The following is a 23,462-nucleotide window of genomic DNA, read 5'->3' on the forward strand; positions in this document are numbered from 1 at the left end:
GGCAAAATGTAGGGCGTGAGCGCGGTTGGAGTTTCGGAGTCCGTTGTACGGCCGATCCTGGCGGAGGCGGTCGACCTGGCTCGCCGTGCGCTCTTGGAGTTGGAGCCGTTCGGCGTCGGCATGCATCTGGGCGTGACCACCGAGGACGATTCGGCGGCCACCCATCACTTCGAGGCCACCCTGCCGGGCTATCGGGGCTGGCAGTGGGCGGTGGTCGTCGCCGCCCCACCCGAGGCCACCAGGGTCACGGTGAGCGAATCGGCGCTGCTACCCGGTCCGGACGCGCTCGTCGCGCCCGACTTCCTGCCGTGGGATCAGCGCATTCGCCCCGGCGATCTGGGACCCGGCGATCTGCTGGCCCCGCTGCAGGACGATCCGCGCCTGGTGCCCGGTTATCTGATCACCGGCGATCCGGTCGTCGACGAGGTCGCCCTCGAACTCGGTCTCGGCCGCAGCCGGGTGCTGAGCCGCGAAGGCCGCGAGGATGCGGCCGACCGCTGGTTCTCCGAATTCGGGCCCGATACCGATATGGCCCGGGCGGCGCCCGCCGCCTGCGGTGTCTGTGGGTTCTTCGTGCCGCTGGCCGGCGCGCTGCGCGCCGGATTCGGCGTCTGCGCCAATGCCATGGGCGCGGACGGCCATGTGGTGCACCGCGACTACGGTTGCGGTGCGCATTCGGACACCGAACTCCCCACGGGCGCCGGATCCCCGGCCTTCGAAGCCTATGACGATGCCGCCTTCGATATCGTCCCCGAATCGGAATTCCGCACCCGCGAGCAGCTCGCGGCGATCGAAAACGCTTCCCGCGAAACCGAATCCGCAGCCGAGAACAATGAAACGTCCACGGTCGACGCCAATGTCGAGCTCGTGGCTGATGCGGAAGTCGAGCTCGTGACTGATGTGAACGACGAATCCACCCTCGACGCCAATGGTGAGCCGGTGTCCGAGGTGGGCATCGAGCCCGCGACGGCGGTGAGCATTCCGCCCGGGACCGAGGCGGTCGAGGAGTACGCCGCCGAGGTGAGCATCGAACCGGCGGCCGATCCGAGCGATACGCCCGGCGGTGTCGGAACGGCATTGAATGATTGTGACGCTGAGGATGATTCGGCCGGTTACGAGGGCGATGCGGCCGATATCGCCGATGCCGCGGCCGCCGATGTCGTCGCGGACTCCGTCTCCGTCGCCGGTGATGTGAACGCCGACGCGGTACCGGTGGAGTCCGCCGATGCGGCCGATGGTCCCTTCACCCTCTTCGAGGTGGCCGATCCCGATGCGGAGGTCGACGACGCCTGGGGTGTCAGCGCGGTCCGCGTCGACTCCGAATCCGGTGCGGCACAGCCGGGCGACGCCGGAGCGCCGGAGTCCCACTGAGCCTCGCGGCTCGGACGCGGACATCATGATCGGGGAGGGCCGCCCGCCCGGAGGCTGTCGTGCGGCCCTACTGTGTGCTGTTCGCATGCGCTATACGGACGACGGTGCACGTCGTGCCGGTGTTGATGAGTGGAAGGGGTGCGTGGGTTGAACGGCGTTCTGGGAGTGGGGGATCCGTTCGATACCGCGGCGCTGCGGGCGGGGGTGATCGCGGCGTGGCAAGGCTCGCCCACCCGGTTGCGGGAGGATGCGGCCACCGAGGCTGATCTGGTGCGGTCGGGATATCGCGACCGGCTGCTGACGGAACTGGCGCAGAATGCGGCCGATGCCGCCGCCAAGGCCGGGGTGGCCGGGCGGATCGCGGTGTGGCTGGAGGGGCGGGCGCTGCACGTCGCGAATACCGGTGTGGAGCTGGATGTTTCAGGTGTGCACGCGCTGACGGCGCTGCGTGCCTCCGCGAAGGGCAGCGCCGACGCCTCGGTGGGGCGGTTCGGCGTGGGGTTCACGGCGGTGCTGGCGGTGGCGGATGAGATCGAATTCCGTTCCCGCAGTGGATCGGTGCGATTCTCACGGGCCGGGACGCAGGCGCTGCTCCGAACGGAGGGGATCGCGATCCCCGATGTCGAAGGCGGATTCGCGCCCCCGGCGCTGCGGCTCGCATGGCCGATCGAGGAGCGACCGGCCGCCGAATTCGACAGCGAGGTCGTGCTCACGCTGCGCGCGGATATCGACACCGTCGAATTGCTCACGGCCATGCGGGCGGAGGCGGTGGATCTGCTGCTGGAACTGCCCGCGCTGCGGCATATTCGAATCGGCGACCACGAGATCGCCAGTGCGGTAACCGAACTCGAGCACGGTATTCAGGAAGTACGCGTCACCGGCCCCGACGACGAGGATCGCCGCTGGTGGCAGTACCGGACCGCGCAGGCGCGCTGGCTGCTGCCGCTGCGGGACGGCCGCCCGGTCGTGACGACCCCCGACGTGCTGCGCGCACCCACCCGGTCGGACGAGGAGCTGTCGCTGCCGGCGCTGCTCATCGCCGATATCGCCATGCAGCCGGACCGCCGCCGCCTGCTGCCCGGCGCGCGTATCGCCGACTTGGCCGCCGGCTACGCGGATTTCGCCCGCGCCCTGCCGCCGATCGACCGCTTGGTGCTGGTGCCCGCCCCGGCCTTCGCCCGCAGCGAGGCCGACAGCCTGCTGCGCGAGGCCCTGGTCGCCGAACTCCGCGAACACCCCTGGCTCCCGGTCCTGAGCACCTCGGATGACGCCCCGGCCGTCGACCCCGTCCTCGCCGCCGATCTGGCGCTCGCATCGGATCCCGCGCACGAGTCGGACCCGGCGCATGTGCCCGGCGGCGCCGCCGAATCCGCGTTCGATACCGCTCGCCCGAGTGGTTCGGACGATCTGCTCGACGACGACCTGCTGTTCGGTGCGGCGCGCAATGGGACCGGATCGGCGGTGCGGACCGCCTTTTCGATCGAGCGGCCCAGCCGGGCGAGTGTGTTCACCGGCGTCACAACGGAATTGGCGGCACTGCTCACCGAAATCGTGGGACCGCTGGTGATTCCGGAGCTGTCCGGGCGCGCGGGTTCCGATGCCCTGGCGGCGCTGGATGTGCATCGGCTCGGGCTGGCCCGGATAGCGGAGCTGTCGAGCAGTCTGGAACGCGCACCGCAGTGGTGGTATTCGCTGTACGACGCATTGGAGCCGTTTGTCCTGGATCCGCTGTCGGTGGAGGAGCTCGGCGCCCTCGCGGTGCCGCTGGCCGACGGCCGGGTGGTGACCGGTCCGCGCACGGTGGTGCTGGACGATCAGCTGCGCTCGCCGATTCCGGTGCACTGGGCACGGCTGGCGCATCCGGAGGCCGCGCACGAGCTGCTGGGTCGGCTGGGAGCGCGCGCTGCCACGCCGGAGGACCTGCTGAACGATCCTGCGCTGCAGGCACAGCTGGAGGACGATCCGAGCGATCCCGATACCGTCGAGGCGGTGCTGGGGCTGGCCGCGCACGCGGTGTCCGTGCCCGGCGCGCTGCCGTCCTGGCTCGGATCGCTCGAATTGCCGGACAGCACGGGCGAATGGCAGCCCGCCGACGAGCTGTTGCTTCCGGACGCACCGCTGGGCCGGATATTGGACGCGGAATCACCGCTCGGCACCGTCGCCGCGGAGACGCTCGAGCAATACGGCCCGGAAGCCTTGCGCGCCATCGGTGTCGGCTGGAGTTTCACCGTGGTCACCGAATCGGATCCGACGGGCCCGGACCATCATCTCGACGACGAGGAATCCTGGTGGGACCGCCTCGCCGACGATCCGCGCGAGCTACGCGCCGTCCGCGATCTCGACCTGGTCGACGACGACAAGTGGCCGGAAGCCTTGCAGCTCTTGCTGTCCGACGAGAACACCCGCCCGCTGCTCGGCGACCGCGACGGTTACACCGCGTGGTGGTTGCGCCGGCACGCGCATATCGACGGCATCGCGCTCGGCCGGATGCGGCATCCCGACGATACGACCTTCGACGGTCTGCTCCCGGTGATTCCCGGCTTCGGCGCCCACGATCTGCGGGTGCTGCGGGCCGTGCTGGCCGATCCGGAGGTGATGTCCGCCGAGCTGGCCGAAGAACTCATGGACGCACTCGCCGATCCGACGAGAATCCCTGTCCCCGAGGCGATTTCGCAAACGCACCGGCGTCTCGCCGAAGGCCTCGCCGACGGCATCCTGGACGTCTCGGATCTGGACGCACCCGATAGGGTCCGCGCCCTGACCGGTGCGGTCATCGACGCCGCCGACGCCCTGGTCCTGGACCAGGCCTGGTTCGGCCCCGCCCTGCCCGCCGACCGCCTGATAGTCGGCGATATCGACACCGCCCCTTCCCTCGCGGCCCTGCTCGACCTGCCCTTGGCCTCGCAGGCGGTCACCGCCGAGGTGCTCGGCGACGGCCGCCGCACGACCTGGTCCGCCGATCCGCTCGGCGTCCTGCTCCGCCTGCAATTCGGATTCTCGGCGCGTACAGGCGAACTCGTCATCCACGACGAGCTCCGAGTCCGCCTTACGGGCGCGGTCGACGCCACCGTCGCAGTCGCCTGGTGGCAGGACGGCGACGTCACCCACATCCAGGCGCCCCCACACATCGCGGCACCGCACAACTGACCCGTCGTCCCGGCACTGCCACGGGTGGTCTGTGTTGCCGGGATTGCGGGTGGTCTGCCACGCGGGGAGCGCACCGAAATGTGTTCGGCGCGAGCATCCCTCGGGATGCTCGCGCCGAACGTGTTGGTATTGCGGGGAATTGCCGCCGGGTGGATCAGCTGGCGTAGGAGCACACCATGGTGGCGAGAACATCCAATTGCTCACGGACGGCGGCACTGTCGTTGTCGACGAGCCAGCGGAGCACGACGCCGTCGATGGTGGCGAGAATGAAGCGGCTGAGCGTGCCGACGGGGATGGACCACTGCGTCGACGTGGCTTCACGCGCATGCTCGACGATGTCGGCAAGGGTGGAGTCGTTGAACATGTACTGCTCGCGAGCAATCGCGAGTTTTGCCGGAGTTACTTCGCCTTCGCGTAGTGCGTAGGTGGTTGTTTCGTAGGTGAGTAGTTGGCGTTCGGGAGTGGCTTCGACATTGAGCCACATGAGTTCGAGTGCCGCGCGCACCAATCTTTGAAGTGCTTCTTTTCCAGTTCCGACGTCTTGCCATACTGCTTCGTTGGCGTCGACGGAATCTCGCAATTCCATCGAAAGCGCCTTGACCAGCTCTGTCATCAGCTGGTCCTTGTTTTCGAAACAGTAATGCACCACACCGAGCGAAACACCGGCTGCCTGAGCAACATCGCGCGTGGTAACTCCTGCCACGCCCTTTTTTTCGGCAAGGCCGATGGCCGCCTCGATAAGGTGGGCCCGTCGTTCTTCGACGCTCAATCGGGAGGACACTCCAGGGAGTTAAGCGTCCGCAACGCGTGCAGTCAATTCGCACGGTCGGAAATTTTCTGCTGGACGCTCGTCCGGGGGTTAGTCCAGCCCGAGTTGTGCGCCTTTGTCGCCGCGACGGGCGCCGCGGCGCTGGATTGCGAAGAGGGTGTAGCCGAGCAATCCGACACCCAGACCCATCAGACAAACCGGACGGGAGGTAGCCCAGCTGTCGTTCAGCCAGACGGCGATGGTGGCGATCAGGAAGCCGATGCTGCCGATGGCCAGCACCGGACGCGGATCGGTGAAGCGCGGGGGAATTTCCGGCACGGGCTGGGTCACGTCTCCAGAGTAGAAGGTGGCGGGCTCGGACGGGGGACAGGGCGCGCACCGGTGGGTTCGCCCCTGGTGGCGGGGGTCTGAACTGAACCGCCGTCCCCGGCGCGAGGTGTCACGTATCGTTTGCCTCTGTGACAACGCCTTCCGATATTCGAGCGCTCGCCGGTGAACTGTCGCTGGCGGTGGTGCGCTTGACGCGACATCTGCGAGGTAGGCGCGCCGATGCCCAGATTTCGCTGACTCAGCTCTCCGCCCTCGCGACCCTCAATCGCGACGGCGCCATGACCCCCGGCACGCTGGCCGCGAAGGAGCGGGTGCAACCGCCGTCCATGACCCGGGTGATCGCCTCCCTGTCGGAAATGGCTCTGGTGGTGCGCAATCCGCACCCCACCGACGGCCGCCAGATCATCGTCTCGCTCTCGGAGTCCGGTCGCGCCCTCGTCGCCGACGAGAATCACGCGCGCGAAGCCTGGATGACCGAACAGCTGTCGAGCCTGACCCCCGATCAGCTGTCGGTGCTCGGCCAGGCCGTCGCCATCATGAAGCAGATCGTCGACGAATCCGAGTAGCACGGACCGGCTCTCGCGGCCGCATCAGTTCGGCGAGCGGCCGTACAGCGCGTATTCGTCCGCCAGCTCCGCCCGCAGCAGCGGTGTCAGGCGTTGGTACTGCGGCGTTTTCCCCGCACCGAGGTAGATCGGGTCCTCCGCCAGCCAGGACTCGCGGCGCAGTGCGGGCTTGTCGATCTTCCGGGTGGCGGTGACCGGCAGTGCGGCGGTGATCCGCACGAACCGCGGCGCCCACTTGGTGCCGAGATCGCTTTGCCGGGCCAGGAATCGGCCGAACTCGGCCGGATCGAACTCCACCCCCGCATCGAGTTCGAGGGTGGCCATCACCTGGTCACCGGTGCGCGGGTCCGGTACCGGGTAGACCGCCGCCAGTTTCACGCCCGGGAACCGCGCCAGAATCCGCTCCACCGGTGCGGAGGAGAAGTTCTCGCTGTCCACCCGGATGCGATCGCTGGAACGCCCTGCGAAGTAGAAGAATCCGGCCCCGTCCTGATAGCCGAGATCGCCGGTGCGGAAGATCGCGCCGTCGACGCGCTCCGCACCGGCCTGCTCATTGCGGTAGTAACCCTCGAACATGGCCGCGCCCGTGGTGTTCACGATCTCGCCGATCGCCTCCGCGGCATTGACCAGCGCCCCATTATCATCGAAATACGCACGCGGGCACTGCTTTCCGTTCTCGTCGTGAATTTCGATATTCATGAACTCGGGCGCGCGGCCGAGCGAATTCGGCGGTGAGTCCGGCGACAGCCGAATCACCACCCCGCCCTCGCTCGACCCGTAGCTCTCCACCGGCCGCACCCCGAACCGGCGCGCGAACTCGTCCCGATCACGCGGCGCGGCCTCGGTCCCGAAGGCGATGCGCAGCTTGGTGTCTCGCTCCAGCGGCGATTCCGGCGCGGCCAGCAGATACGCCAGTGACCGGCCGACATAGTTGAAATAGGTGGCCCCGAACCGGCGGATATCGGGCAGGAACCCGGAGACCGAGAACCGGCGGCGCATGGTGAATGTGGCGCCGGTGAACACCGACGGCGCCCAGCACGCCATGATCGCGTTGCCGTGGAACAGCGGCATGGCGTTGTAGGTGACATCCTCGCGAGTCAGCGAACAGTGGTTCATGGCGCCGAGCGCCGCCAGCCGCCCGGTCGTGCAGATCACGGCCTTCGGTGCGCCGGTGGAACCGGAGGTGAAGGTCAGCAGCAGCCGGGTCGACCGCTCCCGCGCCTCGGGCGCGACCCGCACAGAATGGGTGGCTGCCGCGGAAAGGCGTTCGAGCCACTCGGGTTCGTCGACGGCCAGGATGCGGTCCGCGTCCACTCCGGTGTCCAGCTCGGCGAGCAGGTCGCGCTGCTGCGCATCGGTGAGGATGAGATCGCAGTCCACACCGCGAATATCCGCGGCCAGCTCGCCGCCGCGCCGGGTCGGATTGATGCCGATCAGCGTCGCACCCGACAGGGCGGCCGCACCGAGCAGGAAGATGTACTCGGGCACATTCTCGAGCAGCACCCCGAGGTGGAACGGGCGGTCCGGGCGGCGCAGCTCTCCGAGCGCCTCGGCCCGGGTGGCGCATTCCCGCACCACCTCGCCCCAGGTCCAGACGGAATCCTCGAACCGCAGCCCCGGATGCTCGTCGTGCTCGCGAAGCAGCAGCAGATCGGCGAAGGTCAGACCGCGTTCGGCGACCTCGGCGGGTGTGAGCCGCGGGATCTCGGGGCCGGACGCCCACAGCGGATTGTCGTGCCTGGGCAGCGGAGTGTCGTGCCTGGGCGAATTGTCGTGCATGACAACACTCTGCCCCGGACTCTGCCGCGCCGGAGCGGGTTCAGGCGCCGAAAGCCCGGTCACTGGGAACGATCTCGCGGCCGAGCGGCATCAGCGAGATCGGGATGAGCTTGAGGTTGGCCCAGGCGAACGGGATTCCGATAATGGTGATGGCCAGGGCAATGCTGGTGAACAGATGCCCGAGCGCCAGCCACCAGCCGGCGACGATGATCCAGATGACATTGCCGAGCATCGACGCCACCCCCGCACCCGGCTTCTCGACCGCCTCCCGCCCGAACGGGAAGAGTACGAACGAGGCGATGCGGAACGAGGCGATGCCCCACGGAATGGTCACGATCAGCACGCAGCAGATGAGCCCCGCGATCACATAACCCACGGCCATCCAGAATCCGACCAGCACGAGCCACAGGACGTTCAGAATCAACTGGATCGGTTTCACCCTTCCAGCATGCCAGCGCCGCGGGGGTGTCCACCACGGGGAGAACCCTGACTTATGGGTGGGGGTACCGCTCAGGGTGTGCGGGATTCGCAGCGCGGGGCCCGAGTCCTCCGCTACCTGAATTCATTATTGCTAATATTCCGCTAATGATCTCGAGTGCCTCACGGTGGCTCGAGATCGCCTATTAATCGCTCTCGGAGTTGAAGATTCAAGTCTTGATAGCAATCTGAGGCCTGTGCATCGAACGCCCACCTGGGCAATAGCACACCATTAGCAAACTATTGTGCCGGTAGGCGGCACCCATGGTGCCGCCCAGCCGGGTCGTGCGCGTTACTCGGTGCTCAGAAGAACCAGCCGAGTTCCGGATCGCGTTCGGCGGTGAAGGCTGTGTCGAATGCCCGCAGCACGCCCGCGTCCTTGGCCTGGATTCGGTTGGCGGCGGCGAAGACTCGGGCCCGGTGCGCGCCGAAGTACAGGCTGCCGAGTACGTCGATGCCGAGTTCCAGTTCGGCCGGACGGCTGGTGGGCGTGCACTCGGCGACCCCGTCGCGCACCCGCAGGGCGAAGGTGCCGCCGGCATTGCGGAACGGATCCTGCACTGTCAGTACGGTATCGAGGTCCTGCTGGTAGGTGCGGGCGGACAGCGCCGCCGGTACATCCATGACCCGGGCCCACAGTCCGTCGTAGCGGGCCGTGGTGCGGACCAGCCGCGGATTGGTCACCAGCAGGGGGAGTGGGTCGTCGTCGGTGAGTGACGCCTCCACCTTCTTCAACAGGTCCAGGCTCAGCAGGACCCGCCACAGTGCGGCATGCGCCTCGGGCGTGACCGCGCGGAACTCCGCGACGGTCGCGACGGATTCGTCATTGCGCCACTGACGGCGGTACAGCACATAGCCGTCCGGATGAGTGAGCACGAACAGTGAGGACGCGCCCTCGCGATGGCGCTCCGGATCGGCGAACCAGATATTCCAATTGGCGTCCGGGCGGGCCTGGCCACCGGGGACCACGCGCCGCCAGCGGTCGTAGACCTCACGGATATGGTCCTGCGCCGCTGCCAGTGTGGAGGTCCGCACGCCACCGGGATCCGGTGCGGTGGGCCGGAATTCGGCCTGCGCCCGATCGATGCTGACGGCATTCTCCACCGTGGCCGGGCCGTATCCGAAGCGCCCGTAGATGGTGCCCTCGCTGGCGGTGAAGATGGTGAGCGGTATGCCCTCGGCCTCGGTGCGCTCGTGCTGCGCGGTGTAGAGCGCGCGCAGAATGCCGCGCCGCCGATGGGTGGGGGCGACCGTCACCGCGGAAACACCGGCCGCCTGCACCGTGGCCGCACCGGGCACGGTGATCGTCATGGTCCGGTCCACGGTATGCCCGACGATCCGCCCCTCGTCGACCGCGACGATCGCCCGGTCGATGGGGAACAGACCCGGAATATTCTCGATTTCGGGCTGGTCGTAGCGCATGCCGAAGCACACTTCGGCCAGCTCCAGAATTGCCGGCCAGTCGCTCTCGGTGGCCGAACGCAGGGTAATGCCATTCGTCGATGCCATGGTTCGACCATCCCATGAATCCGGCATCCCGCGCATTCGGTTTTCCCTCCGTGTGGCGCCACCCGCCCCCGATCACCCTCGGATGGCGCCACACGACCCCCTGGTCCCCCCCGGTGGAACGCCGGCCCCCCCGACCTGGCGCGTCCCCCGACCAGCGCCGCCCCCCCCGGCAACGCTGCCCACGTCCCCCCGGGCCGGCGCTCGCCCCCGGACCAGCCTCCGGCTGGCGCCCCCAAGCCCCCCGGCTCGGTGTGCCCCAGCCCCCCGAGTTGTGTTGCTACCCCGTCCCCCGAACCGGCCTGCCCCTCCGAACGAGCCTGTCCCCCCGGACCGACTCGCCCCCCCAGGCCAGTTGTTCCCCTGATCAGCGTTCGTCCCCCGACAAGCGCTGACAGATTGTTGCCCCCCCGGCATCCCCTTGATGTGAACCCCGACCCCCGAGTTGTCTCGCTACCCCGTCCCCCCGGACGATGTCCCGGCGATCGGCGGATCGATCAGTGCGGAGCGAGTGCCATGATGATGTTGATGAGATTGCCGATTGCGGCGGTGGCGTTCGCGGCGATGGAAGAGCCGGCATCGAGCAGGTACAGCATGATGATTCCCTCTCAGCTGTATGTGCCTGTGGCACATACTCTTTCGTTTCCCGTTGAGATCGTTTCGATCTCGTGAGAACAACAATGCCGGGGGTCGCTGTCGATCTTCTTAAGAAGACCTTGCAGTCCACGTTAACGCCGGGAGCGGCTGTGCGATAAGGGCTTCCGATACGACGAAACCCGCCTCCGTTGTGCCGGAGGCGGGTTCGATGTCAGGTACTGCGGGGCGGGGCTCAGCGCTCGGAGATGCCCTTGTAGTCACGCTCGGCGTAACCGGTGTAGATCTGGCGCGGACGGCCGATCTTCAGCGGCTCGCGGTGCATTTCCCGCCAGTGCGCGATCCAGCCCGGGAGCCGGCCCATGGCGAACAGCACGGTGAACATGCGGGTCGGGAAGCCCATGGCGCGGTAGACGACACCGGTGTAGAAGTCGACGTTCGGGTACAGGCGGCGCTCGATGAAGTACTCATCGGTGAGCGCGGCCTCCTCGAGGGCCTTGGCGATATCGAAGAGCTGATCATCGCCGCCGAGCTTGGACAGGATGGCGTCGGCATGCTGCTTGGCGATGGTCGCGCGCGGGTCGTAATTGCGGTAGACGCGGTGCCCGAAGCCCATGAGCTTCACGCCGTCTTCCTTGTTCTTGACCTTGCGGATGAACTCCTTGACGTCGCCGCCGTTCGCCTTGATGTCGTCCAGCATCTCCAGCACGGCCTGGTTCGCGCCGCCGTGCAGCGGGCCCCAGAGTGCGTTGATGCCGCCGGAGACAGAGGTGAACAGGTTGGCGTCCGACGAACCCACCAGGCGCACGGTCGAGGTCGAGCAGTTCTGCTCGTGATCGGCGTGCAGCACCAGCAGCATGTCCAGCGCCGCGGCGACCTCGGGATCGACCTCGTACGGCTCGGCCGGGAAGCCGAAGGTCATGCGCAGGAAGTTCTCGACCAGGCTCAGCGAGTTGTCCGGGTACAGGAACGGCTGGCCGACCGACTTCTTGTAGGCGTAGGCCGCGATGGTCGGCAGCTTGGCCAGCAGTCGGATGGTGGACAGCTCGACCTGCTCGGGATCGCGCGGGTCCAGCGAATCCTGGTAGTACGCCGACAGCGCGTTCACCGCGGACGAGAGCACCGGCATCGGATGCGCATTGCGCGGGAAGCCGTCGAAGAACCGCTTCAGATCCTCGTGCAGCAGGGTGTGCCGGCGGATCCGGTCGGTGAAATCGTCCAGCTGGGCCTGCGTCGGAAGCTCACCGTAGATGAGCAGGTAGCTGACCTCGATGAAACTGGCCTTACCGGCCAGCTGCTCGATCGGGTAACCGCGGTACCGCAGAATGCCGGCTTCGCCATCGATGTAGGTGATGGACGATTTGGTCGACGCGGTATTCATGAAACCCGGGTCGTAGGTGACGTACCCGGTGCTGGCCAGCAGCTTGCCCAGGTCTATCCCGTCATTTCCCTCGACCGCCTTGGCGACCGTCATGGGGTACTCGCCGCCGGGGTAAGTCAGCACCGGCTTGGCGTCGTCGTCGACGTTGATGATGTTCTCAGCGGGCACGGAAGGATCCCTCTCAGGCTTGAAACCATAGGCATCGGCGGGTGGCGACGACGCGCTTGCGTCAACGCTAGCCGCTGTCCAGTACGCCCGACTAACGAGGGTCACCAATAACTACCTCACAGTCACTTCGCTGCCAGGTGAGATTAGAGGCTCTCATGTGCTATTGGCATGAAACGCGCTCAGGTGGTCTGCAACTGCGAATGCGCACGTACCACCCGATAACGCACAAAAGCGGGGAAGACCAGCGCCGCGACGACCATGCCCAGTACCACCAGGACACCGCCGCCCGCCGCTGCTGCAGCAGTACCCACCGCGGCCGCCGCGAAACCGTGCGCAACATCACCGATTCGAGGTCCGCCCGCCACCACCACGATGAAGACGCCCTGCAGGCGGCCGCGCATCTCGTCGGTGGCCACCGACTGCAGCATGGTGGTGCGCAATGCCGCGGAGAACATATCGACCGCACCGCCGAAGGCCAAGCAGGCGAAGGCGATCCACAGCGCGACCGTGGTGCTCAGCGCATGCCCGGCCGCGCCGACGGCCAGGCCGAAGCCGACCATGCCGAGGCCCCACAGCACGATGCAGACCACAACGGCCAAGCCCTGCCTGCGAATTCGGGTCAGCCAGCCCGAGAAGACGCCGCCGAGCACCGCGCCGACCGACATGGCGGCGAAGAGCAGGCCCAGTGCGGTGCCGCCGGAATTGCTGCCGGGGAACGTATCCAGCGAGATCTGCGGGAACAGCGCGCGCGGCATGCCGAAGACCATGGCCACCACATCGACGGCGAAGGACGCCAACAGGATTCGCTGCGTGGCGAGGTAGACGAAACCGTCCAGCACCTCGCGCAATCCGGCCCGGCGGGCCGTGCCGGTGGGCGGGATCGGGGGCAGCTTCCAGATCGCCCACAGTGTGGCGAGCAGGAAGACCGAGTCGATCAGATACAGCGTGGCCAGACCGCTGAACGGAATCAGCATGCCCGCCGTCACCGGTCCGGCGATCGCGCCGAACTGCATGACCGTCATGCTCAGCGAATTGGCCGCGGGCAATTGCTCCTGCGGCAGCAGGCGCGGGTAGATGGCCGCGCGGGCAGGCTGATTCATCGCGAAGAAGGCCTGCTGCACCGAGAACAGCACCAGCACCACCCACGGATTGTTCAGGCCCGCGGCCGCCTGCCCCCAGAAGGCGACCGAGGTCAGGCCGGTGCCGGTGCTGGTGATCAGCAGCATCTTCCGGCGATCCATGACATCGGCGAGCGCACCGCCCCAGAGCCCGAACACGATGAGCGGAATCAGGCCGAACAGTCCGGCCAGCCCGACATAGGAGGAGCTGTGCGTCATGTCGTACAGCTGCTTGGGTACCGCGACCACCGAGAGCTGCGCGCCGATCACCGTGACGATGCCGGTGGTCCAGAGCCTCCGGTAGTCGGGATTGCGTAAGGGGGTTATATCGGCGAGCAGCTTCACCGCGGTGACATTAGCCAGCCTAAACACAGCTTGGCTAGGCAATTTGGGAGAAACATCCCACCATTTGAGAGTGTTTTATCCCACGAGTTTTAACGTTGCCCTGACATGCGCGGATCCGCACTGCCGCGCGGAATTGTTCAGGGCTGTAGACGTTCGACCTTCATCGCCGAAACCTCGGTGGTGCCCGGCTCCAAGGTCATCTTGAGCCGATTGTGCATCCGGCTGCGCCGCCCCTGCCAGAACTCCACCGTCTCCGGCTGAATCTGGAATCCGCCCCAGAACGGCGGCACCGGAACGACATCCAGCTCGGCGAACCGCTCGGTGGTGGCCTCCCACTGCTCGTCCAGCCCGGCCCGCGAACCGATGGTGCGCGACTGCTGTGACGCCCACGCGCCCAGCTGCGAACCCCGCGGCCGCGAGCGCCAGTAGACCTCGGTGACCTCGGCCGCGACCCGGCGCACCGGACCGCGCACCGTCACCTGCCTGCCCAGCGCCGGCCAGACGAAAGTCGCCGACGCATAGGGCGTCGCGGTGAGCTGGCGGCCCTTGAACGATTCGTAATTCGTGTAAAAAGTCACACCTTCGGGCGAGAGGCCCTTGCACAGCACGGTCCGCGAGGACGGTTGCGGACCCGAGTCGGTGATTTCCACGGTGGCCAGCACCATCGCATTCGAATCGGTGATCCCGGCACTGGTCGCGTGCTCGATCCAGTTGCGCAGCAACGGTTCCCAGCCGTCCGCCAGCCAGCTCTCGTCGAGGTCGGTATCCAGGCCCGGATGATTGTCTCCGGCGTCCACTCCGTACTCCACGCGCATGGCGGCGATATCGAGGTCGGGAGTGGCGTAATTCTCCTGGTCGGGCATGGGCCAGACGTTACTCCGGAGTAATGCGCGCGTTAAGGTCTAAATGAACGGCGTGGCTGCCCAAAGATCGGGCGGCCCGACTTTGCAAGGAGAGTCACAACATGACTGCCAGCGCTGCGACCAGCCCTGTCATCCCAGCTGACTTCGTCAGCGGTCTCGAAGGCGTGGTGGCATTCACCACCGATATCGCCGAACCGGACAAGGACGGTGGTGCGCTCCGGTATCGCGGCGTCGATATCGAGGACCTGGTCGCGAACCGGGTCACCTTCGGCGACGTCTGGTCCCTCCTGGTGGACGGCGAATTCGGACACGGGCTGCCGCCCGCCGAGCCGTTCCCGCTGCCGATCCACACCGGCGACGTGCGGGTCGACGTGCAGGCCGGCCTGGCCATGCTCGCCCCGATCTGGGGCTACCAGCCGCTGCTGGACATCGACGACGACACCGCCCGCGACAATCTGGCCCGCGCCTCGGTCATGGCGCTGTCCTATGTCGCCCAGTCGGCGCGCGGCATCTACCAGCCCGCCGTGCCGCAGAAGAAGATCGACGAGTGCACCACCATTACCGAGCGGTTCATGACCCGCTGGAAGGGTGACCCGGACCCCAAGCACACCGAGGCCATCGACGCCTACTGGGTGTCCGCCGCCGAGCACGGCATGAACGCCTCCACCTTCACCGCCCGCGTCATCGCCTCCACCGGCGCCGATGTGGCCGCCTCGCTGTCCGGCGCCATCGGTGCCATGTCCGGCCCGCTGCACGGCGGCGCCCCCGCCCGCGTGCTTCCCATGATCGAAGCGGTCGAGCAGTCCGGTGATGCGCGTGCCCTGGTCAAGGGCATTCTGGACCGCAAGGAAAAGCTCATGGGCTTCGGCCACCGGGTGTACCGGGCCGAGGATCCCCGCGCCCGCGTGCTGCGTGCCACGGCCCAGCGCCTGGACGCCCCGCGCTACGAGGTCGCCGCCGCACTCGAGCAGGCCGCCCTCGCCGAACTGCGCGAGCGCCGCCCCGACCGCGCCATCGAGACCAATGTCGAGTTCTGGGCCGCCGTCATCCTCGACTTCGCCGAGGTTCCGGCGCACATGATGCCCGCCATGTTCACCTGCGGCCGCACCGCCGGCTGGTGTGCGCACATCCTCGAGCAGAAGAAGCTCGGCAAGCTGGTCCGCCCAGCCGCCATCTACACCGGCCCGGCCCCGCGCCTGCCCGAGGCAGTGACCGGCTGGGAAACGGTCGTCCGCAAGTAAGCGGTATCCCGATGAGGGCTGTGTCTCTATAAGGGAAGCGCTCCAATACAGTTCGCGGCTCGCAACGGAATTCCGTTGCGAGCCGCGCTGTTTCGAGCCCGAGGCTGTTACACCTTGACCACGACGGTGTGGACGATCTTGTCGGCGAGCGTCTGCCGCTTCTCGTCCCACAGCGGCCAGAGCCAGCCCAGATAGCAGGCCATGCTGTCGACGACGTGGAGGAGTTTGCGTCCCAGCGCCAGGCCGAAACCCAGTGGCTGTCCATTGGATTCGCGCACCACACGGATCTTGAGCGCCTTCTTGCCCGGCGTCTGGCCGCTCGAGCCCTCCAGGTAGACCAGGAATATTCCGGCGGCGATGAACAGCGCCAGCGCCAGGAAAATGCAGATCAAACCCACGGTGTTCAGACTGCCGCCGGTGCAGCCCGAACTGTATTCATAACTCGAGCTGGTGTTCGAGCTATAGGTGGAGCAGTCGAGAGAATCGGTACCGACGGTCATCCCGATGATCTCCAGGATGAAGCCGGGCAGGAAGAAGATCAGCGCGTCGAGAAGGTACGCGCCCACGCGTGCGCCCCAATGGGCGAACGGCAATGGGGGCTGGCCGTAAGAGTTGCCGTAGGGGGAGTAGCCGCCGGGCGCGTATCCCTGCTGCGGGTAGGTGTATCCGGGCTGCGCGGGCTGCTGCTGCGGATAGCCGTATCCCGGTGGCGGAGCGCCGTATCCGGGGGGTGTGGCGTTGTAGCCCGGTGGCGGGGCGTCCTGCTGGGGATATCCGTACGCCGGCTGCGGCGGGAAGCCCTCCCCGGGCTGCTGCGGCGGGTACGGATTGTTCGGGTAGGTCATGTACTTCCTTGTGCGAGTCGAAACAGTCAGCGCCGCGATGGCGCCGTGCCCCCCGATTGCCGCCGATTGTCTGTCGGAGGCAAGGTGACTGGGCCGCTACAGTCTGGGGCAACCCGGTGGCAGCGGCACGCCGGGAGGGTCGGTCGCAGGTGAGACAGAGGTGTGATGTGGCGCTGGAGATGAGAATTCGCTGTGAACGCTGCGAGGTTGCGGAGCTGCCGGCAGATGGTCCGGCACTGATCTGCGCGTACGAGTGCACATTCTGTGAGTCGTGTGGTCGAACAATGAATTACATCTGTCCGAATTGTGGTGGCGAATTGGTAACCAGGCCAAGAATGTCCAAATCGCGCTGATTCAAGTCCTGGCAATAGAGTTTCGATTGACATAGCCTGCGACTGTGCTCGATGCAGGACTGTCCCGGAGACGTCTACTCACCGCCGGCGCGGCGCTCGCCGCAGGCTTCGTTACTGCTGGTTGCGGCTCTGCCACCGGTAATGCGGACGATCGTCTTGCCGAAACCTCGCCAACCCGGACAGCAGGGCTGGCGGCGACGAAATTGCCGTTGAACCAGACCGGTATGGCCCCCGATGCGGTGGCCGCCAAATACGCGGGGAAGAAGCCGCAGCAGTGGGGTACGGATATCCCCGGAATCATCACCAATTTCAATGCCACGGGTAAACAGTTCGCCGTTACCTTCGATGCGTGCGGTGGTCCGGGCAACAACGATATCGACGAGAATTTGCTGAGTTTGCTGATCGCACAGCAGATTCCGGCCACCCTCTTCGTGAACAGCCGCTGGATCGAGGCCAATCAGGCCCGCGCCGCGCAGCTGGCGGCCAACCCGCTGTTCGAACTCGGCAATCACGGCACCGCGCACCGGCCCCTCTCGGTGAACGGCCGGGCCGTCTACGGGATCAACGGGACACAGTCTCCGCAGGAGGCGGTCGACGAGGTGTGGGGCAATCACGAACGACTGGTGGCGCTCACCGGCCGCGCTCCCCGCTTCTTCCGCACCGGCACCGCGCACTACGACGAACTCGCGGTCTCGATCGTCCAGGATCTGGGCGAAACGCCGGTCGGCTTCTCCATCAATGCCGACCTCGGCGCGACCGCCACGGCCGCCCAGGTGCAGGCCAATATGATGAAAGCCCAGTCCGGCGGCATTTCCCTCGCGCATATGCACCGCCCGAAATCCGGTACCGGGCCCGGTATGTACAACTCGATTCCGGCCTTGCGTTCCAGCGGATTCGCCTTCGTCAGACTGCCCTAGCCGTATTGCCCTAGCCCGTACTGCCCCGGTCGCGGATCAGCGCTCGCGGGAGGCCTTCCAGTCAACGGCGACCGATTCGCCCCGGTCGACCGTGAAGAAGGCGACCTCCAGACGCCGCCCGAGGTCCACCAGTTCCAGTGCGGACAGCGGAACCGGGTGCACGATCCGGACTCGCCACGGGGCGGGCTCGTCCCAGGCATGCAATTCGAGGTCCAATCGCAGCACCGGATCATCCCGCCCGGTGTAGTCGGCGGCCACCGGGGTGGTGGCCAGCACGGTGGCCTGGGCGCGGCGGCCGTCGCTGAGGATCTTGGCGATATTGGTGCGGGCCGTCTCGTTGACCGCGGGGACGTAGAGGACCACGCGGTCGTGATCACCCGGATCCACCCGGCAGGCGATGATGTCGCCGGGTTGCATCCACTCCTGATCAGGGGGGCTGACACGCTGGCGGACCCGGGTCTCGTAGGCGTGCTTGCCTTCCAGCTGGATGCGGACCCAGTATTCGTGGCCGGAATCGGGGCCGTCGTCCTCCTCGGAACTGCGTGCGCCGCGCACACTCAGAATCGTGGCCGTGCCCTCGGTGCCGTGGATGAGCAGTTCGCGGCGAGCGGCATCGTCCAGGCCCGGGCCGCGGCCCGGCGCCGCGAGATGCAGTCGTAAGCCGTGCGAACCGAATTGGGAGGACAGCCGCCGCCCCGACCATCGCCGGAACAATCCCGGGCGGGGTCCCTCAGCTGGGCTGTCGCGTTGTGTACCTGCCGAATTCGGCGGGCCGTCGGATCGATCGGCGGTGGGACTCGGTCGCTCGTGCGCGGCCATGCTCATGATGGTGAACGGTAATGCTCACCCACTCGTTTCGGCGGTAATACACAGCAACTACCCTGGTCGCCATGACCTCTGCGTTCCCGGCCATCCCCGACGATCTCAAGCCCGCCGACGGACGGTTCGGCTGCGGACCCTCCAAGGTGCGTCCCGAACAGCTGCAGTCCCTGGTGGATACCGGCGCCTCCGTCTTCGGCACCTCGCACCGGCAGAAGCCGGTCAAGGACGTGGTGGCGCGGGTGCGCACCGGTCTACGCGAATTGTTCACCCTGCCCGACGGTTACGAGGTCGTGCTGGGCAACGGCGGCACCACCGCGTTCTGGGATGCGGCCGCCTTCGGCCTGATCCGGGAGAAGTCGCTGCACCTGAGCAATGGCGAGTTCTCCTCCAAGTTCGCCTCCGTGGCCAAGGGCAACCCGTTCATCGGCGACCCGATCGTGGTGAAGTCCGAGCCGGGCAGCGCGCCCGAGCCGACCTCCGATCCGTCGGTCGACCTCATCGGCTGGGCGCACAACGAGACCTCCACCGGTGTCGCCATCCCGGTCTCGCGTCCCGCGGGCTCGGAGAATGCGCTCATCGCCATCGACGCCACCTCGGGCGCGGGCGGTCTGCCGGTGAACATCGCCGATTCGGATGTGTACTACTTCGCACCGCAGAAGTGCTTCGCCTCCGACGGCGGCCTGTGGATCGCGCTGATGAGCCCGGCCGCGCTGGCGCGTGTCGAGGAGATCAAGAACTCGGGTCGCTGGACCCCCGAATTCCTGTCGCTGCCTATCGCGGTCGACAACAGCACCAAAGATCAGACTTACAACACTCCGGCGCTCGCCACGCTGTTGCTGTTTGCGAATCAGATCGAATGGATGAATGGAAACGGCGGCCTGGATTGGGCCGTCAAGCGCACCGCCGATTCCTCCTCGCGCCTGTACTCGTGGGCCGAGACCAGCGAATATGCGACCCCGTTCGTGGCGGACCCGGCGCACCGCTCGCAGGTGGTCGGCACCATCGACTTCGCGGACTCGGTGGATGCCGCACAGGTTGCGAAGGTGCTGCGCGCCAACGGAATCGTCGATACCGAGCCGTACCGTAAGCTGGGTCGTAACCAGCTGCGCGTAGGCATGTTCCCGGCCATCGATCCGGAGGATGTGTCGCAGCTGACCCGCTGCATCGATTGGGTCGTGGAAAAGATCGGCTGATACCGAAACTTAGACACAGTATGCGGCGCGGAGCTCTGGTGACAGATTTCCGCGCCGCGTGTCTTGCCCCACGAACCCCAGAAGTGCACTACTGTTCCATTATCGTGGGCGGTGTCTCGAGCCTGGCAGCTGTGATTGGAGGTAACGGTGCGTGAACTTCGAGTAATCGGATTGACGCCCGATTCCACACACATCGTGTGCATCGATACCGAAAGTGGTCAGAAGTACCGGCTCGCCGCCGATGACAAACTGCGTGCCGCTGCCCGCGGAGATCTTGCCAGGTTCGGCCAAATCGAGATCGAAACGGAAGCCACGATGCGCCCTCGCGATATCCAGGCCCGTGTTCGTGCCGGCGCCTCGGTGGAACAGGTGACCGAAGAGTCCGGCATGCCGGCCAGCCGGGTCGAGCGCTTCGCGTATCCCGTACTGCTGGAACGTGCCCGGGCCGCCGAGCTCGCACAGAAGGCGCACCCGGTGCGCAATGACGGCCCCGCCGTCGAAACCCTCATCGAGATCATCTCCGCGGCCTTCGCCGAGCGCGGCCACAATATCGACGTCGCCGAGTGGGATGCCTGGAAGGACGAGAAGGGCTACTGGGTCGCCCAATTGCAGTGGCAGGCGGGTCGTTCCGTCATTGCCGCGCACTGGCGCTACCAGCCCGACGCGCACGGCGGTTCGGTAGTGCCGCTGGATGATCCGGCCTCCGATCTGATCGATCCCGACTTCGGCCGGGCCCTGCGCGGGCTCGCCACCATCCTGCCCGCCCAGAACGAGCCGGTTGCCGTCGAGGCGCCCGCGCTGCGTACTCCGGCGCCCGCCCCGCGGGAAGAGCGGGCCGAATACGAGACCTCGCCCGCCCGGGTCGCCAGCCCGGCGAGCATGGACGGCTACTTCGAGCAGCGCGCCGCCGTCGGTGACGGCACGGTGCCCGCTGCCACGGTCGCCGCTCCGGCTCCGGCGCCGGTCGCACCCTCGGCTCCGGCTACGCCGAATCCGCCTGCGGCTCCGGCACAGTCGGCGCCCGCGCCCGCTGCCCCGGCTCCCGTCGCGCCGTCGGCTCCGGCGCAGACAGCGCCCGCTGCCCCGACTCCGGTTCCGGCCGCACCCGTTCCCGCGGCTCCGGTTCCGGCTGCCCCGGTTCCCGTTCCGGCAGCAGAGGTTCCCGCCGCGGAACCGTCCGCCCCGGCTGCGGCCGCACCTGCCGCTCCGGCCGCCGCCAAACCGGCTGCGCCGAAGCCGAATCGGGCCAAGCGTGGCGGCAAGGCCCCGATGCCGTCCTGGGAAGACGTACTCCTAGGCGTACGCAGCTCCGGGCATTAACCGCCTCTCCGAATCTTTAGCGCACGGCCTGGGAGCCGTTGGCTGTTGGGTACGCGTGGTGCGGTCAGGAGCTGCACCTATTTCGAGGGTGCCCGGGGAGTTACCCGGACCTTACGAGATCAGTCGTCCGGTTCCTTTTTGCAAACGTGCGGGGCGTTGCTGCTCTATGGATATCTGAAAGTTTGCTGCAACTCTGAAATTGTTGCGCGCTGGTTGCGGGTTTCATTGATCGACGATGTTGTCGAGATCCTTTCGCGAGGCTATGAGTTCGCCGCGCCGGGGGAGAGGTTGCGCAACAGCGACTTTTCCGGCTCTAGTGAGAGTAGATTTTGTAGTGGTGGCGGTGATTGCCGGGGCTGTCCACGCCGACGCCGCGTCACGGCCACCGAATGTTGCTCAGGAGTTGCTGTCCTTGGGTCGCGAGGAATTCGGGAGGTGCCGGAAGTGCCGTCCACAGTCTCGTCTCTCTGGTACATCGATGCCCCCGATCCGGTCGCGGTGCTCCGCGATCACCCGGGCCCGGATCCCGAGGCCGCCTGGGCGCTGGCCCGGCAGCTGAATCCGGAGCGCGATGTGGTGCCTGCCGCCTCCGGCACCCTGAAGGTCTGGGCCGGACCCGATCCCGAATCCATCTACATCGGTTGCTATCCCGGTGTGACGGTCGTCTGCTCCACGCAGGCCGCACTGCCGAAACCCACGACACTGCCGGAGTTGCTGGTCCGCCCGCTCGCCTCGGAGCACACCTATCTGATCGCCTACGACCTCTCGCTGGGCTGGGGCGCGTTCGCGCAGTGGGAGCGCGGCGAATTCCGGCGGTCCTTCAGTTCCACCCGCGTCAATATCCTCGAGGATCAGGGCCTGCCGCGGGTGTGGGAGCGACCGCACTGGGCGGGGGAGTACCCCATCGAATTGGAGCCGGGCGAGATGGCCGATCCGCAGATGCTGCCGTTCGATCCGCCGGACTTCGCGGACGCCGCCAATCAGGAATGGCTCGGATTCCGGTATCGCGGCAAGTTTTCCGAGGATGCGCTGACACCGGATCAGATCGCGGTGTGCGGATTCTCGCTGTTCCCGAAGGGTCAGGCGCCCGCGCTGGATGCGGCGCCGGCGCCGGCTCTGGCCGAGCGCAATGGCAAGCGCGGACTGCTGGGCTGGTTGCGCGGCCGCGACCGGGTGTCCTGAGATTCAAGGTCGCCTGAGATTCAGGGTCGCCTGAGATTTCCGGGTTCCTCCCGGTTACGAGAGGAGCAGTGCGATCCAGGCCACCAGCACGCCCGCGCCGAGTCCGCCGATCACCCAGCGGGTCACCGGCTGGAACCGCCAGCGCCATGCGGTCGGCGTCGCGCCGCCCACCGCAATGAGATTCACGGCAGCGGACAGCAGCGGATGCACCTGTGCCAGTGCGGAACCGAAGGCGTAGACGCCGGTGGCGGTCAGCAGCCCGACGCAGACGATGACGGCGATTCCGGTCGCCCACGGGGTCGGTTCGGAGTACCCGTAGCCGTAGGGTCCGTCCGGCGGATAACTCACTGGGCACGCACTCTTTCGTAGAAGGCCATGGCGGCCGCGGTCGCCACATTAAGCGAATCGGTGCCCGGTGTCATGGGGATGCGGGCGCGAGTGTCGCTGGCCCGCATGGTTTCCTCCGTCAGGCCGGGGCCCTCCGCGCCCAGCAGCAGCGCCACCCGCTCGCCGGTCATGGCGGTGGCGAGCGTATCCGCCTTCGGGTCCGGTGTCAGCGCGATTATCTGTAAACCCTTGTCGCGCAACATATCCAGACTCCCCGGCAGCGGCGGCAGTTGTGCGAACGGGATTCTCAGCACATGCCCCATGGACACCCGCACCGAGCGCCGGTACAGCGGATCCGAGCAGCGATCGCCGAAGAGCACCGCGTCCGCGCCCAGCCCCGCCGCATTGCGGAAGATCGACCCGATGTTCTCGTGATCGTTCACGCCCTCCAGCACGGCCACCGTGCGCGCCCCGGCCAGCACCTGCTCGGCGGTGAGTTCGGGCGGCCGCCGCGCCGCCGCCAGCACCCCGCGATTGAGATGGAAGCCGACGATCTCCGCCATCACCTCGGCGGTCGCGCGGTAGTAGGGCACCGGTACCCCCGCCAGCTGCTCGGCCAGCAGTTCGTACCGCCGCGCCACCCCGAGCACCGCGAAGGGCGCGAAACGCGAGGCCAGCATGCGTTCCACCACCACGGTGCCCTCGGCGATCACCAGCCCTTTGCCGCCGGGCAGATCCGGTCTCCGGTCCGCATTGCTGAGGTCGCGGAAATCGGCCACCCGCGGATCGGCAGGGTCGTCGATATCGATCACTTCGGCCACCGAGACATTCTCGCGTGACGTCGTTCG

At 67.0% G+C, this 23,462-nt stretch carries 21 protein-coding genes; 9 read left to right on the forward strand and 12 right to left on the reverse strand.

The genetic code is table 11. From position 1 onward, the window contains the following. Positions 1-15: 15 nt before the first annotated feature. The gene (locus OG326_RS42980; protein ID WP_442790920.1) at positions 16-1,371 is read left to right on the forward strand and encodes a DUF3027 domain-containing protein; all 1,356 of its coding nucleotides are present in this window, start codon (positions 16-18) and stop codon (positions 1,369-1,371) included. A 165-nt stretch (positions 1,372-1,536) separates the two neighbouring features. Continuing rightward, positions 1,537-4,518, forward strand: a complete 2,982-nt coding sequence (locus tag OG326_RS05650; protein WP_442791011.1) for a sacsin N-terminal ATP-binding-like domain-containing protein — start codon at positions 1,537-1,539, stop codon at positions 4,516-4,518. Positions 4,519-4,672: 154 nt separating this feature from the next. Here OG326_RS05650 and OG326_RS05655 read toward each other — a convergent pair whose 3' ends face one another. Continuing rightward, positions 4,673-5,287 (reverse strand): TetR/AcrR family transcriptional regulator, encoded by a 615-nt coding sequence (locus OG326_RS05655; protein WP_327143545.1) that lies wholly within the window; start codon positions 5,285-5,287, stop codon positions 4,673-4,675. Between the two features lie 90 nt (positions 5,288-5,377). Beyond that, positions 5,378-5,617 carry a DUF2530 domain-containing protein gene (locus tag OG326_RS05660; protein ID WP_327143546.1) on the reverse strand — a complete coding sequence of 80 codons (240 nt, stop codon included), beginning with the start codon at positions 5,615-5,617 and terminating at the stop codon, positions 5,378-5,380. A gap of 128 nt (positions 5,618-5,745) precedes the next feature. Between OG326_RS05660 and OG326_RS05665 the strand changes: the two genes are divergently transcribed. Beyond that, positions 5,746-6,183, forward strand: coding sequence for a MarR family winged helix-turn-helix transcriptional regulator (locus OG326_RS05665; RefSeq protein WP_327143547.1), 438 nt, complete (start codon positions 5,746-5,748; stop codon positions 6,181-6,183). Between the two features lie 24 nt (positions 6,184-6,207). Here OG326_RS05665 and OG326_RS05670 read toward each other — a convergent pair whose 3' ends face one another. The 6 genes from OG326_RS05670 to pdxH all read right to left on the reverse strand — a co-directional run bounded on the left by OG326_RS05670 (position 6,208) and on the right by pdxH (position 14,414). Next, complete coding sequence (locus OG326_RS05670; RefSeq protein ID WP_327143548.1) at positions 6,208-7,962, reverse strand: AMP-binding protein; 1,755 nt, start codon at positions 7,960-7,962, stop codon at positions 6,208-6,210. 40 nt (positions 7,963-8,002) lie between these two features. Then, a complete protein-coding gene (locus OG326_RS05675) occupies positions 8,003-8,392 on the reverse strand; it encodes a YccF domain-containing protein (protein WP_327146390.1) in 390 nt (129 codons plus the stop codon). 350 nt (positions 8,393-8,742) lie between these two features. Beyond that, entirely contained in the window at positions 8,743-9,948 is a 1,206-nt protein-coding gene (locus OG326_RS05680; RefSeq protein ID WP_327143549.1) for a GNAT family N-acetyltransferase, read from the reverse strand. Positions 9,949-10,774: 826 nt separating this feature from the next. Then, entirely contained in the window at positions 10,775-12,088 is a 1,314-nt protein-coding gene (locus OG326_RS05685) for a citrate synthase (RefSeq protein ID WP_327143550.1), read from the reverse strand. Between the two features lie 179 nt (positions 12,089-12,267). After that, positions 12,268-13,551 (reverse strand): MFS transporter, encoded by a 1,284-nt coding sequence (locus OG326_RS05690; protein WP_327143551.1) that lies wholly within the window; start codon positions 13,549-13,551, stop codon positions 12,268-12,270. Positions 13,552-13,688: 137 nt separating this feature from the next. Beyond that, positions 13,689-14,414, reverse strand: a complete 726-nt coding sequence (gene pdxH, locus OG326_RS05695) for a pyridoxamine 5'-phosphate oxidase (protein WP_442790921.1) — start codon at positions 14,412-14,414, stop codon at positions 13,689-13,691. Between the two features lie 101 nt (positions 14,415-14,515). Between pdxH and OG326_RS05700 the strand changes: the two genes are divergently transcribed. Then, entirely contained in the window at positions 14,516-15,655 is a 1,140-nt protein-coding gene (locus OG326_RS05700) for a citrate synthase 2 (RefSeq protein WP_327143552.1), read from the forward strand. Positions 15,656-15,762: 107 nt separating this feature from the next. Here OG326_RS05700 and OG326_RS05705 read toward each other — a convergent pair whose 3' ends face one another. After that, on the reverse strand, positions 15,763-16,500 hold the full coding sequence (locus tag OG326_RS05705) for an RDD family protein (RefSeq protein ID WP_327143553.1): 738 nt from the start codon (positions 16,498-16,500) through the stop codon (positions 15,763-15,765). 179 nt (positions 16,501-16,679) lie between these two features. On the opposite strand from OG326_RS05705, the gene OG326_RS05710 reads away from it, so the two are divergent. Both OG326_RS05710 and OG326_RS05715 read left to right on the forward strand, forming a co-directional pair. Next, complete coding sequence (locus tag OG326_RS05710) at positions 16,680-16,853, forward strand: DUF1272 domain-containing protein (RefSeq protein ID WP_327146392.1); 174 nt, start codon at positions 16,680-16,682, stop codon at positions 16,851-16,853. Positions 16,854-16,897: 44 nt separating this feature from the next. Then, on the forward strand, positions 16,898-17,770 hold the full coding sequence (locus OG326_RS05715; protein WP_327143554.1) for a polysaccharide deacetylase family protein: 873 nt from the start codon (positions 16,898-16,900) through the stop codon (positions 17,768-17,770). A 36-nt stretch (positions 17,771-17,806) separates the two neighbouring features. Here OG326_RS05715 and OG326_RS05720 read toward each other — a convergent pair whose 3' ends face one another. Beyond that, positions 17,807-18,595, reverse strand: a complete 789-nt coding sequence (locus OG326_RS05720) for a hypothetical protein (RefSeq protein WP_327143555.1) — start codon at positions 18,593-18,595, stop codon at positions 17,807-17,809. A 65-nt stretch (positions 18,596-18,660) separates the two neighbouring features. On the opposite strand from OG326_RS05720, the gene serC reads away from it, so the two are divergent. From serC to OG326_RS05735, 3 genes are all read left to right on the forward strand, one after another. Then, on the forward strand, positions 18,661-19,785 hold the full coding sequence (gene serC / locus OG326_RS05725; RefSeq protein ID WP_327143556.1) for a phosphoserine transaminase: 1,125 nt from the start codon (positions 18,661-18,663) through the stop codon (positions 19,783-19,785). Positions 19,786-19,932: 147 nt separating this feature from the next. Continuing rightward, positions 19,933-21,105 (forward strand): septation protein SepH, encoded by a 1,173-nt coding sequence (gene sepH, locus OG326_RS05730; protein ID WP_327143557.1) that lies wholly within the window; start codon positions 19,933-19,935, stop codon positions 21,103-21,105. Between the two features lie 444 nt (positions 21,106-21,549). Continuing rightward, positions 21,550-22,287, forward strand: a complete 738-nt coding sequence (locus OG326_RS05735; RefSeq protein ID WP_327143558.1) for a DUF6928 family protein — start codon at positions 21,550-21,552, stop codon at positions 22,285-22,287. 54 nt (positions 22,288-22,341) lie between these two features. Here OG326_RS05735 and OG326_RS05740 read toward each other — a convergent pair whose 3' ends face one another. Then, positions 22,342-22,635 (reverse strand): DUF2537 domain-containing protein, encoded by a 294-nt coding sequence (locus OG326_RS05740; RefSeq protein ID WP_327143559.1) that lies wholly within the window; start codon positions 22,633-22,635, stop codon positions 22,342-22,344. Next, positions 22,632-23,435 carry a TrmH family RNA methyltransferase gene (locus OG326_RS05745; protein WP_327143560.1) on the reverse strand — a complete coding sequence of 268 codons (804 nt, stop codon included), beginning with the start codon at positions 23,433-23,435 and terminating at the stop codon, positions 22,632-22,634. Before OG326_RS05745 ends, OG326_RS05740 begins: the two co-directional genes overlap by 4 nt. Positions 23,436-23,462 lie beyond the last annotated feature (27 nt).

Origin of the sequence: Nocardia sp. NBC_01327, from assembly GCF_035958815.1 — a bacterium.
In the GTDB taxonomy this organism is placed as follows: Bacteria; Actinomycetota; Actinomycetes; order Mycobacteriales; family Mycobacteriaceae; genus Nocardia.

Bases quoted from the DNA above. Each gene is read 5' to 3' on its own strand.
- OG326_RS05670 (WP_327143548.1), bottom strand. From the start codon at position 7,962: ATGCACGACAATTCGCCCAGGCACGACACTCCGCTGCCCAGGCACGAC.
- OG326_RS05680 (WP_327143549.1), bottom strand. From the start codon at position 9,948: ATGGCATCGACGAATGGCATTACCCTGCGTTCGGCCACCGAGAGCGAC.
- pdxH (WP_442790921.1), bottom strand. From the start codon at position 14,414: ATGCCCGACCAGGAGAATTACGCCACTCCCGACCTCGATATCGCCGCC.
- OG326_RS05700 (WP_327143552.1), top strand. From the start codon at position 14,516: ATGACTGCCAGCGCTGCGACCAGCCCTGTCATCCCAGCTGACTTCGTC.
- OG326_RS05705 (WP_327143553.1), bottom strand. From the start codon at position 16,500: ATGACCTACCCGAACAATCCGTACCCGCCGCAGCAGCCCGGGGAGGGC.
- OG326_RS05710 (WP_327146392.1), top strand. From the start codon at position 16,680: ATGAGAATTCGCTGTGAACGCTGCGAGGTTGCGGAGCTGCCGGCAGAT.
- OG326_RS05720 (WP_327143555.1), bottom strand. From the start codon at position 18,595: ATGAGCATGGCCGCGCACGAGCGACCGAGTCCCACCGCCGATCGATCC.
- serC (WP_327143556.1), top strand. From the start codon at position 18,661: ATGACCTCTGCGTTCCCGGCCATCCCCGACGATCTCAAGCCCGCCGAC.